At 35.0% G+C, this 16,788-nt stretch carries 18 protein-coding genes and 1 other annotated feature; of the genes, 8 read left to right on the forward strand and 10 right to left on the reverse strand.

Features of this window, described 5'->3' with window-relative positions:
• The first annotated feature begins 156 nt into the window (after positions 1 to 156).
• The gene (locus VK90_RS22720) at positions 157 to 543 is read left to right on the forward strand and encodes a DUF3938 domain-containing protein (protein WP_002174092.1); all 387 of its coding nucleotides are present in this window, start codon (positions 157 to 159) and stop codon (positions 541 to 543) included.
• 106 nt (positions 544 to 649) lie between these two features.
• Here the strand turns inward: VK90_RS22720 and VK90_RS22725 are convergent, their stop codons facing one another.
• From VK90_RS22725 to VK90_RS22755, 8 genes are all read right to left on the reverse strand, one after another.
• The gene (locus VK90_RS22725) at positions 650 to 2,083 is read right to left on the reverse strand and encodes a sensor histidine kinase (protein ID WP_048375407.1); all 1,434 of its coding nucleotides are present in this window, start codon (positions 2,081 to 2,083) and stop codon (positions 650 to 652) included.
• Positions 2,083 to 2,772 (reverse strand): response regulator transcription factor, encoded by a 690-nt coding sequence (locus VK90_RS22730; protein WP_048375409.1) that lies wholly within the window; start codon positions 2,770 to 2,772, stop codon positions 2,083 to 2,085. The genes VK90_RS22725 and VK90_RS22730 overlap by 1 nt, the downstream gene beginning before the upstream one ends.
• Before the next feature lie 12 nt (positions 2,773 to 2,784).
• The gene (locus VK90_RS22735; RefSeq protein WP_048375411.1) at positions 2,785 to 3,555 is read right to left on the reverse strand and encodes an ABC transporter permease; all 771 of its coding nucleotides are present in this window, start codon (positions 3,553 to 3,555) and stop codon (positions 2,785 to 2,787) included.
• Between the two features lie 10 nt (positions 3,556 to 3,565).
• Positions 3,566 to 4,384, reverse strand: a complete 819-nt coding sequence (locus VK90_RS22740) for an ABC transporter permease subunit (RefSeq protein ID WP_048375413.1) — start codon at positions 4,382 to 4,384, stop codon at positions 3,566 to 3,568.
• Positions 4,381 to 5,109 (reverse strand): ABC transporter ATP-binding protein, encoded by a 729-nt coding sequence (locus VK90_RS22745; RefSeq protein WP_048375415.1) that lies wholly within the window; start codon positions 5,107 to 5,109, stop codon positions 4,381 to 4,383. The genes VK90_RS22740 and VK90_RS22745 overlap by 4 nt, the downstream gene beginning before the upstream one ends.
• A gap of 248 nt (positions 5,110 to 5,357) precedes the next feature.
• The gene (locus VK90_RS29225; protein ID WP_000404783.1) at positions 5,358 to 5,498 is read right to left on the reverse strand and encodes a DUF3985 family protein; all 141 of its coding nucleotides are present in this window, start codon (positions 5,496 to 5,498) and stop codon (positions 5,358 to 5,360) included.
• Positions 5,499 to 5,594: 96 nt separating this feature from the next.
• Positions 5,595 to 6,677, reverse strand: a complete 1,083-nt coding sequence (locus tag VK90_RS22750; protein ID WP_048375417.1) for a M50 family metallopeptidase — start codon at positions 6,675 to 6,677, stop codon at positions 5,595 to 5,597.
• Positions 6,678 to 6,697: 20 nt separating this feature from the next.
• Positions 6,698 to 6,919 carry a helix-turn-helix transcriptional regulator gene (locus VK90_RS22755; RefSeq protein ID WP_048375419.1) on the reverse strand — a complete coding sequence of 74 codons (222 nt, stop codon included), beginning with the start codon at positions 6,917 to 6,919 and terminating at the stop codon, positions 6,698 to 6,700.
• A 164-nt stretch (positions 6,920 to 7,083) separates the two neighbouring features.
• Here VK90_RS22755 and VK90_RS22760 point away from each other — a divergent pair, with 164 nt between their 5' ends.
• On the forward strand, positions 7,084 to 7,866 hold the full coding sequence (locus tag VK90_RS22760) for a PPC domain-containing protein (protein WP_048375421.1): 783 nt from the start codon (positions 7,084 to 7,086) through the stop codon (positions 7,864 to 7,866).
• A gap of 57 nt (positions 7,867 to 7,923) precedes the next feature.
• On the opposite strand, the gene VK90_RS22765 is transcribed toward VK90_RS22760, so the two are convergent.
• The gene (locus tag VK90_RS22765; protein WP_048375423.1) at positions 7,924 to 8,538 is read right to left on the reverse strand and encodes a DedA family protein; all 615 of its coding nucleotides are present in this window, start codon (positions 8,536 to 8,538) and stop codon (positions 7,924 to 7,926) included.
• Between the two features lie 414 nt (positions 8,539 to 8,952).
• On the opposite strand from VK90_RS22765, the gene VK90_RS22770 reads away from it, so the two are divergent.
• The 5 genes from VK90_RS22770 (at position 8,953) to VK90_RS22790 (ending at position 13,382) form a co-directional block, all read left to right on the forward strand.
• Positions 8,953 to 9,396, forward strand: coding sequence for a DUF3978 family protein (locus VK90_RS22770; protein WP_048375424.1), 444 nt, complete (start codon positions 8,953 to 8,955; stop codon positions 9,394 to 9,396).
• Positions 9,397 to 9,425: 29 nt separating this feature from the next.
• Complete coding sequence (locus tag VK90_RS22775; protein WP_048375426.1) at positions 9,426 to 9,887, forward strand: L,D-transpeptidase; 462 nt, start codon at positions 9,426 to 9,428, stop codon at positions 9,885 to 9,887.
• 364 nt (positions 9,888 to 10,251) lie between these two features.
• Positions 10,252 to 10,917 (forward strand): response regulator transcription factor, encoded by a 666-nt coding sequence (locus VK90_RS22780; protein WP_002174104.1) that lies wholly within the window; start codon positions 10,252 to 10,254, stop codon positions 10,915 to 10,917.
• Complete coding sequence (locus VK90_RS22785) at positions 10,895 to 12,343, forward strand: sensor histidine kinase (protein ID WP_048375428.1); 1,449 nt, start codon at positions 10,895 to 10,897, stop codon at positions 12,341 to 12,343. The genes VK90_RS22780 and VK90_RS22785 overlap by 23 nt, the downstream gene beginning before the upstream one ends.
• Positions 12,344 to 12,479: 136 nt before the next feature.
• Complete coding sequence (locus tag VK90_RS22790; protein ID WP_048375429.1) at positions 12,480 to 13,382, forward strand: EamA family transporter; 903 nt, start codon at positions 12,480 to 12,482, stop codon at positions 13,380 to 13,382.
• 42 nt (positions 13,383 to 13,424) lie between these two features.
• Here the strand turns inward: VK90_RS22790 and metG are convergent, their stop codons facing one another.
• Complete coding sequence (gene metG / locus VK90_RS22795; RefSeq protein ID WP_048375431.1) at positions 13,425 to 15,059, reverse strand: methionine--tRNA ligase; 1,635 nt, start codon at positions 15,057 to 15,059, stop codon at positions 13,425 to 13,427.
• Between the two features lie 50 nt (positions 15,060 to 15,109).
• Positions 15,110 to 15,380, reverse strand: a binding site (T-box leader).
• A gap of 114 nt (positions 15,381 to 15,494) precedes the next feature.
• Between metG and VK90_RS22800 the strand changes: the two genes are divergently transcribed.
• Positions 15,495 to 16,313, forward strand: a complete 819-nt coding sequence (locus VK90_RS22800) for a class I SAM-dependent methyltransferase (protein WP_048375433.1) — start codon at positions 15,495 to 15,497, stop codon at positions 16,311 to 16,313.
• Positions 16,314 to 16,788 lie beyond the last annotated feature (475 nt).

A 16,788-nucleotide genomic window follows, 5' to 3' on the forward strand; every position in this document is an offset into this window, starting at 1 on the left:
ACGTATAGACTTTGGGAGTTTCTCTTTAGAAACGCGAAGCCAGGTATACACAAATCAACATAGTTACTCTTCAATATCCTTTTAACAATTCACTTCAATATACTATACCTACCTTGTTAACTTCCAAATCATCTTATTACATAGGGAGATGAACATATGAATCAATATATACGATATACAATAGCTATCTTGTTTGCCATCATCGGCGGCGTAATCTGCTTCTGGACAAACACTCAGCTTGGAGAGAATATCATCTTTAATGGAATCGAAACACTTGTAAGCGCTTCAATTTTAGGTGGATACATTTTCTTCCTCTTCAATCCAGAAGAAAATGCTCAAAAAACAATGTTATTAACAATGATCGGAATCGTTGGCGGATGTATTTCCTACTCAATGACAAACTATACATTACCACTTCAATTAAGCTCAGCTTTCTTCCACGGTCTTTGGACTTGGTTTATTGCATTCTGCCTAGCAGACGTATTCAACCTACTACAAGATCACGAAGAAGAAAATGGTCAACAAATTGAAAGTAACTCGTAAGCTGGAAGATATTCTTCCAGCTTTTTTAGATTGGTTTGCATACCCCACTTAGTATTTACCGAAATATATCAACGATTTTTTCATTATATCGATGCTTAACTCCTATCTATATACCCCCGCTTGGAATTCGAAACGAAACATGTGCCCCGCCTCGCACCTTGCTATTTTCTACCTGTATTTTACCGCCATGCTTCTCAACAATTGTCTTGGCAATATATAACCCAAGTCCAAAGTGCTCCTTACTTCCTGAGCGTGACTGATCTCCCTGATAAAAACGTTGCAATACTTTTTTCAAATCTCCTTCTTGGAAACCAGGTCCTGAATCATATACATGAAAATCTATTGTGTCATGCCAAGCACATACTTTAACGAGCATCTTCCCTGACACCGGCGTAAACCGAACTGAATTCATTACGATATTATCCATTACTTGACTGATCCGCTCTTGGTCAAATACTAAACTCTGTATATCCTCATTATTTTCAAAGGTAACATCCCACTCAATCTCTTTTTTCCTAGCTATACATTCATATTCTTCTAGTTTTTTTAGAAAGAATGGATTTATATGCACTTTATTTAAACGTAATTGAAACGAGAAACTTTCTAACTCATTTACTGTTTGAAACTCCTCAAGAAGTTTTGTCATTCTGTTTGTGTTTCGTTCAATCGTTTGTAAATACCGATGCAACAAGTCTTCATTTTTCCATAAGCCACTTTGCAAGCCTTCTGTATGACCTTGCACAATCGTTAGCGGCGTTTTCAAATCGTGAGAAATTGCTCTAATGTATTCTCTTCTTTCTTCTTCTAACTCCCACTGCCGTGACAAACTAGTAGCTAATGCTGCACGCATATCTTCAAATGAACCGACTAATTCACCAATCTCATTTTGTGCGTTGTATTCTAAATGAAAATCTAGATCCTGCTCTTGAATTCTTTTTGAAGCCTCTGATAATTCAGCAAGTGGTTTCTTTATTCTTTTCCCCATTCGGTTTGAAACGATGTAGGATAAAATTGTAATGTATATAAAGGGTGAGGCTAAAAATAAGATTACCAACAAGAAATCAATCGACGAGGCGGTTGACAGCGCCAAATGATAATTAAGCCCTATTGCTCCCTGTAGCTCTCCATCCTTATCCACTAAAGGCAGATATGTCGTAACTTCATTATCATCATCTTCCTCATGAATATTCGTATTAATAACACTCAAAATCGGTCTCTCATTTGTTATCAATTTTGTTTTATATGTACCATAAGAAATATCTCCTTGCCTATTAACAATTTGATATTGAATGCCCTCTCTAGGGACAACTTTCTCTAATTCATTTCGCTCTTTCTCATTTAACAATAGCGTGCCTTTATCTTTTACGTATTCTTTTATCATAGGAATTTTCTGCTCATAATAATTTGCAGGAAATACTTTCCCACTCTTCGTTAGCCAATACCAACCACTAGCCGCCGTTAAAACTGTCAGTATTAAACTACCAATTAAAACTATTAAAAAACCAATTACTAGCTGTTGTTTAATTCGTAGCCTTTGCATCAATTCTGTACACTCCACTTATATCCGATTCCCCATACAGTTTGAATATATGTATACTCTCTGTCATATACACCAAGCTTTGTTCTAATTTTCTTGATATGCTCAACTACAGTAGAAACATCACTTTCACTATCATATCCCCAAATCTTTTCAAACAGCTGCTCTTTCGTCAAAACTTGGCCGGTATGAAGTGCTAACATTTTCACGACTTCATACTCCTTTTTTGTAAAGTGAATTTTTTCTTTGCCTAATATTATTTCATAACTCTGCAAATCTATTACTAAATCGCCATAACGCAGAAAATTCTTTTGCCCCATCATTTTCAATTCTGTCGTACGGCGTAAATTGGCAACAATTCTCGCTTTCAACTCTTTTAAACTAAACGGCTTATTAATATAATCGTCTCCACCAATCAATAAACCTTCTATACGAGACTGCTCACTACTATCTGCACTTAAAAATAATATAGGGCATGTATAGAACTCTCTCATCTTCTCGCACACTTTAAATCCATTCATATCCGGCAACATAACATCTAAAATAATGAGATCCACGCTACTATCCAATTTTTCCAAAGCCTCTTCACCACTTAATGCACTTCTTACTTCATACCCTTCCATGACAAGACTATCTTTAATAAATGTAAGAATATCCGGTTCATCATCTACAAGTAATACTTTGCCCGCCACGGTAATTCCCTCCTAATTAAATACATCTTTTTTACGCCAGCTAAACATAGCTGCTATTGCACATCCTCCTAAAATTGTACCATTTATTAGGTAAAATGTTACTTTCCCCTCACTTAATATTCTTAGAATTGATTCGCTTCCAATTACAAAATAACTTATTTCTTCATTCACATACAAACCAGCTACTAGTAAACCAACTATCACAAAATACGTAATAATAGCGTTTTGAAACCAAAGACTTACAAAGCTACTCAACATTAATAAAGTGCTTGCGATAAACCATAATATTAAATAATATTTTAGAGTATATAAAATAGAGGCACCTGTCCCATAAATGACTTGTTTATCCAAAAAGAATGTCTCCTCTGCATGCCTTATAAAAAATGTTCCATATACATAACTCTCTATAAATGCTATTAACAAAAACAAACTTACGATACTCATTTGAGTAATCCATTTTGCCAATAATAATTCCCATCTACTTACCGGACGGATCATGATAAGACGATATGCGCCAGATGAAATTTCACTATTAAAGCTATCAATAAATAAAATCGGAAAAATTAATAAGAATAGAGTAAAATACCATTCTCTTGTAACCGCGACAGGAAAGTTCAAATTACTTAAGATTGCTTCCGTCCCTTTTGTATCGTAAATAGCAACTCCAAAAGTATGAACCCATACACTGTGCAAAATAAGTAGCAGGCCAAAAATAACAATTAATACTTTCGTCTTCTTCCTATCAAAAATCCGTTCAAATTCACTTATAAGTATTTGTCCCATTCTTCACACCTCACACAAAATTATCTTTTTTTCCTATCCAATAAACTGTTACAGTGTTACAAACAACAATGTATATAAGTAAAATTACAGATCCAAAAAAGATCATTCGTGAACTACCAGATAAAGATATAGCAATTCCTTCATGTTGTAATTTAATTAAAGAAGAATAATTAATATAAAGAAAAGCCGGTGATTTCCCTATCACTAACGCCATCGCTGGGTATCCAAAAGAAAATATAATGAATCCCATACCAAGAAGGGTTGCACTTGTTGTCGATTTACTTATAACCGATAGCATAATTAATATGCTAGCCATCGCTATTAAGGTAAGATAAGCAATTCCATAATAAGAAATACAGTATAAGAAAACGCCAAGTGCATTCATTTTTTCCGTATGATAAAACAAAAGAATGCTCGGTTCATGCTCAAAGAAAATGTAGCCAATACAATAACTACAAATAAAATAGGCACCTATAAATAGCAAACTTACTGCTAATACCGTAATTATTTTCGCAATAAGAACCTCAGAATACGTGTATGACCTTTGGATTATCATCCGAATTTGACCGCTATGATATTCTTGAGCAAACACAAGGACAATCAAAACGAGTAAAACGAGATTACATATACTCATAAGCATTTCAGATAATGCAAGTACTGGGAATGAATTCGCATATGTATAATCAACTGCTATCCTTTCTACCTCTTGATTATGTTTCAAATAATACTTCGCAGCCCCAAGTAACATTACCGGTATCATCAAAAAACAAAGCCATGTTACTTTCTTCGCCCAAAGCCGCTCCCATTCAGAGCGTACTAGCCTCATCATGAACTCATCATCTCCACGAAAATATCCTCTAACTCTTTATTTTCACCTTGCAGCTCTTCTGTCGTTCCACGCCAAATAAGTGATCCTTCCCGAATCATGACCCACGAGTCACACATAAGTTCCAATTCACGAATTAAATGACTAGAAATAAAAAAAGTAATTCCCTTCTCACGCTGTAAGTCGAGTACAATTTTACGAAGTTGCTTAATTCCAACTGGATCTAATCCATTAGACGGTTCATCCAAAATGATAAAATCTGGCTCCCCAAGAAGTGCCTGTGCAATCCCTAAACGCTGTTTCATCCCTAACGAATACGTACCAACTTTATCGTCCGCACGATTTTCTAAACCAACGATTTCTAACACTTGCTGCACTTTTTTTTCAAGAACTTCTCCACCAGTATTTAACGTAATCCTACCTAAATTCCGTAAATTTTTTCGCCCTGACATATAAGGAAAGAAAATTGGAGCTTCTACAATTGCCCCTACATACTGAAGAGCTTCTTTCCTATTTTTTTGTACGCTCTTTCCATTAATGAAAACCTCTCCTTCATTTGGCCGAATCAGTCCCATAATGGTCCGAATAAGTGTCGTCTTTCCTGAACCATTTGGCCCAACAAAACCACAAATTTCATTTTTATAAACCGAAAAAGACATATGACTTAGCAACGTTCTTCCCTTCACCCTCTTCGTCACATCTCTTACTTCTAAAACCGCTTTTTTCATCCTTACCGCCTCCTTACTACAAGAATAGAAGGTAAAAATAAACAATTTATAAACAAATAAAAAGAAGTTACCCCACGGCAACTTCTTTTCCACATACCCCACTTAGTATTTACCGAAATATATCAACGATTTTTCAAATATATCGATCATTTCTCCACTTATATCAACGATTTTTTCATTATATCGATGCTTCGATACAGGATATCGATTTACCGACACTCTTCGACATCCTAAACACACAACATACCCTATCCCCCAAGTAACTTACTGCCGAACTCTACGATTAAAAAGATAACTAATAGGATCGCGAGTATCTTTAATGCTACATATGCTACTTTAAAAACAGCATAAATAAGCAAGACTATCAAAATAATCGTTAAAATTTCCATATTTACTTCCTCCAAGCTTTGCTCTTCTTATCTCATTTTACTCGCCTCAGACTTTTTATGGAACGGCATAAGATGACATATAAAAAATAGGATACCTTATCCATCGTAAGATACCCTTTCCTTCAACTGCTCGAACCATTCTCGCTCTAGTCGCCAAAAGCCCATTTCACTCTTTTCACTATTCTTCAATTCTTTATCCGCTTCTTTCATATAAATGCAGCAAGCTTCCACATTATTCTCTAAATATTTAAGAATTGCTTGTGTACGGTAATATCCATGTAAATCCAGTCTTGTAATTGCCTTTGCGTGTTCCTTCGCCTCTTGCAGAGAAAGGCTTTCCTTCTGATAAAGTACTCTATATAAAAGATACCAACTATGAAAACTGCCAACGAAATATTTATTTTCTTTCGTTACAGGTAGTTGAACAATTTGTTCTAAATACGGTATCGCTCTTTCCATTCCCTCTTGATCAGATCGAGCAAAAAAGATGAGCATGAGTCCACTCATGATATCTCTTATATCTTTATCCTCTTTTAATTTTTCTTCGCTTATTTCTATTAAACTCTCATCCCAATCTTTCGGCCTTTTGCAGCTTAATAACTCGCCCGATACTTGAATGTTATATAAATGTTGCTTAGCCTTTTCATCATCTTTAATTAAAATGAGAAATTGCATGCCATCGCTTAATAGCGTTCCCTTTACTGGAATTGCTGTGACGACAAAGATTGCAAGGTGTAACACAGAAAAGTATAAAAGCATGTGGTAATAACTCACCATATATATGTAACCTGATACAATGCCGAATACGAAACTCGTTAATGGTCCACTTAAAGTCATCCATGCCCATTTTCTTGAAAGGTTCGGTGTGTATGGAGAAGGCGGCACCAGCATTGCAACGCCTCCAACATACATCCACATTTTATTTTCTCTAATTCGTATTTTTCCCTTTTCTTTTTGGACAGTAATGGGGCCTACTGTCATAAATTTAAATTCTAAACCACCTATCAAACCAAATATTACATGCCCTAATTCATGGATAGCTAACACTAACAATGCAATTCCAAAAAACGTCCATATTTCAATGACTTGCTGTACTTTTTCTATTCGAATAAATCCATATAAAACGGAGCAAACAAGGGCAACAAACATTGAAAAGGCAGGTCTTCTTAAAATGTCCAACGTTTTTCTCCCCCTTCGCTTTACTCTCCATCTCCATCTTCCCCCTCCACTAATGTAAATATCTCCTCTACCGGCGCCCTAAAAATCTGTGCGATTTTTAGCGATAACACAATAGATGGCGCATAATCTCCGCGCTCAATTAAACTAATGGTTTGCCGTGATGAGCCAATCGCTTTCCCTAAATCCCCTTGTGATAAACGATGCTTTTCTCGAAATTCCCTCACTCGATTTCGAAGCTTCATGTCTTACCTCTTTTTCATTTATCCAATTAAAATTGTAAATAATATCCTTATTTTCTTCAATAATAATTGTCATTTTGACGTTAATAATCGACAACACAACTTCTATATTATTACATCCATACCCTATATAATGAACATGGAATATTAAACATGCGAGGTGACATATGAATAAAACATCTATCTTTTCTTATATTCTCACTAAACTTACAGCAGCTTGCTTATTATCTTTATTACTTACTAGTCTCACACTCTCCGGCGGTAGCGGGCTAACAAGATATAAATTTTTGACCGGATTACATGAACTACTCTTTACTTTATCTACACTTGTTATTGTTTCTTATGCAATCCTTTGTTCCGTTTTCATTGATAAAGTAAAATTTAAAAATCATAGCACCTTAAAAAAAGTATGTCTTTACATTCTTTGCGGTTATTTATTCTTTCTTCCATTCCTAATTTTTAAAGAAACAAATTTTCTCTTTGTACTTTTTGCAGGATCTATCGGAGCAATTTTTTCTGTTTTTTTCTATCTATGCACACTTATAACGAAAAAATTTATATGGATTGGATATATCATTCCTATTGTTATCTTGATTACACTCATCACTATTAACTTCGTTGATGTCACACAGAAGGAGCAATGGACCGAGAAAAGAACCCAAAACTCTTTCGAAGCATCTTTTCAACATTTCAGTGGTGAACATAAAATCCCAATTGAACTAAAACGGGGTGATATATTAGAATTTACCATTGAATCACCATCTGAAAATCCGAATGCCTACATGGGAGACATAAAAATGTCTAGTGAATTCCAAGAGGAAGAAAACTATTTAGCTTCAAACGGTCCTAATACGTACCAATTCGCGGCAATTAAAACAGGAACTTATTACATTATAGTTAGTGGAAATAAGTTAAAAGGAAAGTTGAAAGTAGATTGGAACATAAAATAAAAAGGCAGTGCCCAAAAGCACTGCCTTCCTAAATTCTGACATAGAATGGATTCCATATTAACTTGCGTTTTGTACGAATACTCGTTTTAGCTGTTTGCGGAAACGAACGCCTAGCGTGATTGCTATAATAACAACTACTCCAAAGATGATTTTGCCGATATGCTCTTCCAGTGCTCCGAAAATATCATGTAAGTTACCACCTAACCAGTAGCCACCGATTAAGAAGAATGATACCCAGAATAAAGCGCCGGAATAAATTGTGATTGCAAAGCGCCGGAATGGTAGGTTAATAATTCCTGCGAAGTATCCTGTAAAGTGGCGTACGCCTGGAATGAAGAAGCCGATAAAGATAAGAAAATATCCATACTTATCAAACCACATTCTCGTTAAATCAATTTTTCTTTGTGTTAAAAATACGTATTTCCCATATTTTTGAACGAAAGGCATACCTAATTTATTTCCTAAAAAGTATTGAATTGTCATTCCTACACTTGTCCCAATAAAGGATAGGATAATTAAAATCGGTAAACTTAAATCACCCTTCTGTGCTAAAAATCCCGCATATGCTAATGTTGGCTCTCCCGGAAAAGGAAGCGCAATATATTCTAACAGCAAGCCTACAAGTACTACATAATACCCGTATTGCTGAAATAATTCATGAACCCATTCCATGTCATCTCTCCTTCCATTCACGTACAACTTCTTACTATTATTGTATAAAAAAATTGTCGAAATAACTATCACAATAGCTTACATTTTTATTACATTTTTGTAAGGCTAACACTAAAATTTCCTGTTCTCTATTTGCTTATATCCATTATCATTTTAAAACAAGCTAACAACTATCTATCGTACTAATAAAATCCATTAATATACATTTTTTATCCAGTTTTTAACACTCGAAAATCACCTTATTTTGTTCTCTATAAAAAACCATCACAAACTCATATGAACTTCATATTAGCTTCATATACGTATTGTAAGATTATATCGGAATTTGTTGAAAAATTTAACCAATATATGACTAAACATTAAATTGAATAAATATAAGTCGCTTTTCGAAATTGAAAAAAGGGTGAATAAGAAATGGAAGCTTATAAAATGCATGATTTTATTAATACAAATGTTGAATCTCATCAAAATGAAACCGTTTTTAATTTACACATATGTGAAACAAACGAGTTTGACGTAAGTTTAACAAAATCCACAACGCTATCTTTTATCGTTTCTAAAAAGAATATTAAGATTGTCACGAAAAAATGGACTAATTCTAATCAAGAAAGCATGATTGGAAAAAGCTATATCCTTCCAACGAAAGCGTTTCATTATTTCTTACCTATCATTTCTGAAACAGAAGATGAAATGAATATTCAAGTACAGAGCTTCGGACTACACGGTGAACTTTTACTAAATGAAAGATTGCTCATCGATAAAAACAACAAACACAATACAAAAATTACTACATTTTTTGAAGCATTAAATGAAAACGTCCATCAAGCATTACGTGGATTACAAATTCATTGTATGTAATACTACTAAAATAGTAAAAGGAGAATATAATGAAAAAATTATTATTAAGTGCGCTATTATCATTAGGATTTTTAACTCTTCCATTCACTACTGCAGAGGCAGCTACAACGAAAGATCAGCTTATCGTAAACACGCAGATAAATAAAATGGATTATTATCAAGATGGAAAATTCATAAAAAGTTTCACTGTCGCTACTGGAAAAGCAGCAACCCCTACACCTAAAGGTACTTTTCAAATCGTAAATAAAATTAAAAACCGTCCTTATTATACAGGGAAAATTAAAGGTGGCGATCCACGTAATCCCCTTGGTGACCGTTGGCTCGGATTAAATATGGCAGGAACTTACGGAACAACTTATGCGATTCATGGAACTAACAATAATCAAGCAATTGGAAAAGCAACAACACTTGGTTGTATTCGTATGTATAACAATGATGTACGCTGGTTATTTGAGCGTATTCAGGAACAAGCTACTGTCACTGTAAACTAACCTAAGAACAAGATTTACGTGTAGCCAAGAATTTTATGTCTTGGCTTATTTTATTTATTCATTTACAGTAGCAAAACAACTGTATTTACATATATAATGAAAATATATTGTGTTCAACAACATCGAAACATTGATAAACATAGATATTAAAATTATACAGTTATAATGTTTTATAAATTTTACAATACATACTATAATAGAATTACTGTAATTCTGAACTATTCAGTGACACTAAACAATTCCCCTTGCTACTTTCATGATTATTTTATAGCGGGGGCTTATTATATGTATAAACAATCTGAGTCATCCAAAAAATGATGAATTCGAATATTGCAGTAAAAAGCGTTATTTAGGAGGTGTTACTATGACGCATATACTGGTGATTGAAGACAACCCAGATATACAAGAACTTATTCGTGAATTTCTAATGGCACAAAACTTTACTGTTGATGTAGTTGGTGCTGGAACAGAAGGCATTCTTCTTTTCCAAAAAAACTCATACGATCTTGTCCTCCTCGATGTAATGTTACCAGATATAGATGGCTATAGTATTTGTAAAATTATGCGAGGACAGTCTGATGTACCAATCATTATGTTAACAGGCTTACATAATGAAGAAAGTGAAATTAAAGGATTTGAGTTAGGTATTGATGACTATATTACGAAACCGTTCCATTACGCGGTATTTATTAAACGCGTAGAAGCTGTATTAAGAAGGACAACAACGAAGGAAGCTGAAACCGCAACTATACTACAATTCCATGAATTGATGTTAAATTCTACAGCATACGCAGCTTATGTTCATGGTAATCAAATTGAATTAACAACAAAAGAATTTGAAATTATATATACTTTGCTACAAAATCGTGGAAAAGTATTATCAAGAAGTGATTTGTTGAATAAGGTATGGGGCTATGAACACTATGGTGATGTAAGAGTAATAGATACACATATTAAAAACTTAAGAAAAAAATTAGGAATTAATTATATTAAAACGGTGAAAGGCATTGGCTACAAAATCGAAGCGTAGCAAAGACAACATCACCAAGAATATTTTCATCAAAACCTTATTGTTTTGTATCCTTTTATCACTTTGCCTTTATCAAATTATTTATTTTTTAGCCTTAAACTACGATAAAGGGCATTATACGAAAAATCCTGAAACGCAAAATGTAGAACATGCGGAGTCAGATAAGAAAAACGATCAAAGTAAAAAGGAACAAAATAAAGCTGTATCAGAGAGTAGCATCTCGAATTTTCAGCCCTCTAGTATAGACTATAAAACACTCTCTACAGCCATCAATCATATTTTGCAGCCTAGCCAAACTGCAAAAGCAAACGCGAAAGAAAATACGCAAAATATTTCGGGGGAAAGTAACAAAACGGATTCACCTACTGGACTTGAAAAAAACGCCACTAGCAATAATGTCTTACATACGCAAAATGCAACGAATAAAACAAGTGAATCGCAAGATAATCCAAGTTTAGCAGATGCTCTGCACCAATTAGCTCCGCATATTGGTGCAACAATGCTTGCATTATCTTTACTCGGTTCTTTAGTTTACGCAAAATTAATTGCCAAACCTTTCCAATATATGAGTGATACTTTAAAGGACATTATGAAGCTGGACTTTTCAGATAAACAATCACTTAACAAAAATGCGGATCAAACAGATTTTAATTTGCAAGTAGCCGCTTCACAGGTCCCACATATTGTGAAGAATTTACATGAAACAAATAAAGATTTACGAAATGAACTCAAGAAAGAACAACAATTAGAACAATCTCGGAAAGAATTTATGTCTATGGTGTCCCATGAATTAAAAACACCAATCGCAGCTGTTATGGGACAACTAGATGGCATGATTCACGGAATCGGTGCTTACAAAGATAGAGACAAATACTTAAAGCGATCCTACGAGATGATGCAAGATATTAACGTATTAACGGAAAAAATGTCAGAATTATCCAAAATACAAAACCCTCAATTTAAACCGAATTTAGAAGTTATTTCACTATCTAATATCATTGAGGACGTGATGAAAAAAGTAGATTACTTTATATCTGTAAAGCAATTAAATGTTCAATCTAATATTAAACAAGACGTACAAATTTTAGCTGATCCTAAATTTATTCAAACCGCTATTTTTAACATTATTTCAAATGCAATTCATTATACAATCGATCATCAGCATGTATATATAAAGCTGTATGAAAAACCAAACGGTTACGCATTAGAAGTATTAAATACAGGTTCACAAATCGACGAAGACAAACTCGCTCATTTATTTGAGCCTTTCTATCGTGCTAACCCTGGAAACAATGGTTTAGTACAAGGTAGCGGTCTTGGCTTATATATTGTAAAACAAATACTAGATAAACATCAGTTTCCTTATGGAATACAAAACACACCTCAAGGTGTAAAATGCTCGATTGTTTTTCCAAAAGCAATGTAAACTACTATAATTTCATACCCCAAACTCATACTTCGTATGAGTGGCGGAATTTTGTAGAGTGTCTTACTCTGTTTCGTTCGCCCGTTGTCCTTATTTGGATGGCGGGCGTTTTTTATTATTTATAAGGAGGATATTCATGGGAAAATTCAAGTATTCATTACTCGTTTTATTCGGAGCTTGTAGCTACGGCGTACTTTCTACTATTTTTAAGCTCGGTTTTATGGATGGCTTTTCAGCCCATCAGCTATTAGGTGGACAATATGTCTTCGGATGGATCGGACTTCTTCTGCTCGTTCTTTTCTTTTCACGCCATAAAGTAACAAAAAAGCAATTCTTTTCATTACTAACAGTCGGAACAACGATGAGTATGACTGGGATTTTCTATGCTATTTCTGTAGAAGAACTACCAGCCTCTATCGCTGTCGTCTTACTCTTCCAGTTCACATGGATTGGTGTCGTTATCGAAGCTATTGCAAATCGAACATTTCCAAGCCGCGAAAAAGTTATATCTATCATTATTTTATTTACTGGTACATTGTTTGCGGGTGGTGTCTTTGACGGTCTCGGACAAAGTTTTCCCACGAAAGGTATTATCTTTGGATTATTAGCTGCTGTCTCCTTTTCATTCTATGTGTTTGCAAGTGGACGCGTTGCTACAGATGTTCCGCCTTATACGAAAAGCTTTCTTATGACAACAAGTGCTACTCTTATCGTATGCCTATTCTTCCCGCCAACCTTTTTAACAGATGGTGCTTTACAAGCCGGTCTATGGAAATACGCTTTCTTCCTCGGATTATTCGGCGTTGTTGTACCTGTCATTTGTTTTTCTATTGGTGTGCCAAAAGTCGGCACAGGACTCGGTACGATACTAGGAGCAGCTGAATTACCAACAGCTATTATTGCTTCTATTACACTTGTACATGAAGTTGTAACGCTCATGCAGTGGATTGGGATTATTTTCATATTGCTTGGTATTTTTACACCTCAGCTGCTTACGGCTAGGACAGGAAAAAAACATAGTAGTGTGCATAATGCATAACACAAGACCTTTCATTTACTTGAAAGGTCTTTTCCTTATATTTCACTTTACCGCTCCATATAACTTCTCTACCTCATGCTCAATTTGTTTTACATCGATTCGCTCAAATAATGGCTGTACATTATCAATTCGGTTTGGCAACGTATTTTGTGGTTCCCAACTTTGTTTAACAATCGACAATGTGTTTCTAACTCTTTCACTGGAAAACGGTAAAAATGGTTCAAGGAGATTTGCAAAATTAGCGATAAGGTAAACACAATTATAAATTGTTTCCTCACATGAAACTGGGTCGTCTTCTCTTTGTTTCCACGGCTGCTTTTCATCAAAGTATTTATTTGCAAAGCGTACTGCATCAAATATTGTTTCTAGCGCCACCTTAAATTTAGTTTGTTCAATCGCATCTCCTACACTTTTATATAATCCTTCAACCGTATCTTTCAGCTCTGTATTAATACTCCCCTTTGGTACAATGCCATCATAATACTTTTCAATGAACTTTAACGTCCGATTCACAAAGTTCCCGTATGCACCTAATAATTCACTATTATGACTGTAAATGAATTCACGCCATGAAAAATCAGTATCACGATTTTCTGGTGCATTTACTGTTAAAAAGTAACGAATAGAATCTGGATTATAGCGTTCCAATATATCAGGTACCCATACTGCCCAGTTTTTACTTGTAGATAACTTCCTTTTTTCTACTGTTAAATACTCATTCGAAACGATATGACGAGGGATCGCTTCTTCTCCTGTTCCAAGTAATACCGCCGGCCAAATGATTGAATGAAACGGAATATTATCCTTTCCGTGCACATAATATGTTTTCACATCTCTATCCCAAAACTCTTGATCATCTTTCCCTGTTTCTTCAGCCCAATGTTTACTCGCTGAATAATATCCTGTCACCGCTTCAATCCATACGTAAATTTTCTTATCCTCATATCCTTCCACTGGAATTGGTACCCCGATTGGTAAATCACGTGATACTGCCCTGTCTTGTAAGCCTTCCTTTAAATATCTCTCTGTTAATTGAATTGCATTGTCGCGCCATGTTCCTTTCTGCTTTGCAATTTCTACAGCCGCTTTAATTTGCTGCTGGAACTTATGCAATGCAAAATAGAAATGCTCGGTTTCCTGTACTGATGGCGTACTACCGCATAACTTACATTTCTTTTCTAACAAATCGAGTGGATCTAAAATAGCGGAACAAGCATCGCATTGATCCCCCCTCGCCCCTTCATGACAATGCGGACAAATACCTTCCACATAACGATCAGGTAGAAATTGCGTACACGTTTCACAATAAGCTTGTTCGACTATTTTTTTATAAATATGATCTTCTTCTAATAGTCGCAAAAAAACTTTTTGAACAGTTTCATGATGGTGCTCACTATCTGTACGTGTATAGCAATCATACGTAAAACCAAGATTATGAAAACATCGCTCGAATTCTTCATGATATTGATCAGCTATTTTCTTTACTGTAACCCCTTCTTGTTTTGCTCTAATTGCAATCGGTGTTCCATTACAATCACTTCCTGAAACATACAACACACTCTCACCTTTAGCCCGGTAATAACGAGCTAAAATATCTCCTGGCAATAAAGCTGCAATATGCCCAAGATGTAACGAACCATTTGCATACGGCCAAGCGCCTCCAATAAAAATACTCATCTTACATTCCTCCTTAAAAATATAAAAAGCCCCGCCCCTATCTTAAAAAAGATAAGGGCGGGGCTGTATAAACAGTCGCGGTACCACCTTATTTCGTCAGTCATTCACATAACTAACCTTAACAAGTACGGAGCTATATGCTCTTATACTGTGGTTTTGATAACGAGTACCAACTCTCGTCGCCGCCTACTATTATCATTTGATAAGTTCAGGACGAAGCTCAAAGGCCATTGTTCAAATGAATATTCTTGCTTCTTCTCAGCTACCGAAGCTCTCTGGAAAGAATGGTTTCATTCTACTTTTCCTTTTCAACGCTCTTATGTATAACACGTATTTTACGACTAAAGAACAGAAAAATCAAACTTTTATTCAAAAAGAACAGGAAATCTCATTCTCCCACCGAATAAATATACGTTCACAAAAGGAGTGATAAGCTTGAATCAAAAGCAACTAAGTACTATTAATGAAAAAAGCTGGAATGCAGCTGCCTATGAAGCTTGGACAAATCGCCACGGTGCACCGGCAGAATATGCAAAAAAGCTCATGCAAGATCCTGTTCATGAAGTAGCTTATTATTTACCTTACATACACTCTCCAAAAGGGAAGCGTATTATTAATTTACTCGGATCAAAAGGAAATAAAGCAGTTGCTCTTGCCCTTTTAGGGGCGGATGTAACAGTTGTAGATATTTCAGCAAGCAATGAAAAATATGCAACTGAATTAGCAAAAGCTGCTGGAGTCTCTATTCAGTATATCGTTTCCGACGTACTAGATTTAAATCTATCCCAATCATTTGATATCGTATTACTGGAACTTGGCGTACTCCATTACTTTTTAGACTTAAAGCCACTCTTTCATATAATCTCTAACTTATTAAAACAAGATGGGACATTTATACTGCGCGACTATCATCCTGTTTATACAAAATTATTAGGAGTAGATCATCCAGCATTTCGAGCAAATGGAAATTATTTTGATGAGGAACTTATTGAAGATGACGTGGCTTATAGTACTCTCCTTACGGAATCACAGAAAGAAGCTTTACCGAGAACAAAGATTAGGCGCTGGACACTTGGAGAAATTATTACGGCAATGGCAGAAACAAATTTCAAAGTTGAAAAGCTAATTGAAGAACATGGACCTCATCAAAGATGGGTCTTCCCTCCTACTGCACCCGAAGGAATTGAAGAACGTATACCAGGTCTATATACATTAATTGCGACAACATGCAAAAAAGGATCCCTTCACGGATAGGATCCTTTTTTTTGCATGCTTACGCATATAAGTTGAGGTTGGAGATTACCATAATTCTGTAGAATAGGACACAAGATATTTCAACATTCGTCTCTGACTTACGTCGTCAAAAAGGGGTATGACCAACATAACGAAGAGTAATGTTTCGGTTGATAGTGATAATCGTTATCAACTAATTAGAAGTATACATGATGTTATTTCGAATTACAATAGTATTTCTTATTTTTATTTAAGAATTTTTGATATATAAATGTATACATTTTAAGAACATTTACTCATACTCATCTGCCTCTTTCCATTACCTGCTATAATTTTCATTGAACAGATTAATAACTTCATTCAGCTGGTGACCAAGTAAGTGTAATGAAAGACATTGCTACAAAGTCATCAGAAATGAAAACTGCAGTACAAGAACTTGAAGGTCTCGTTTCTCATTTCAAAACAAATGCATAAAAATAAAAAAGGGGGATTTCTC

This window comes from Bacillus sp. LK2, assembly GCF_001043575.1.
GTDB lineage: Bacteria > Bacillota > Bacilli > Bacillales > Bacillaceae_G > Bacillus_A > Bacillus_A paramycoides.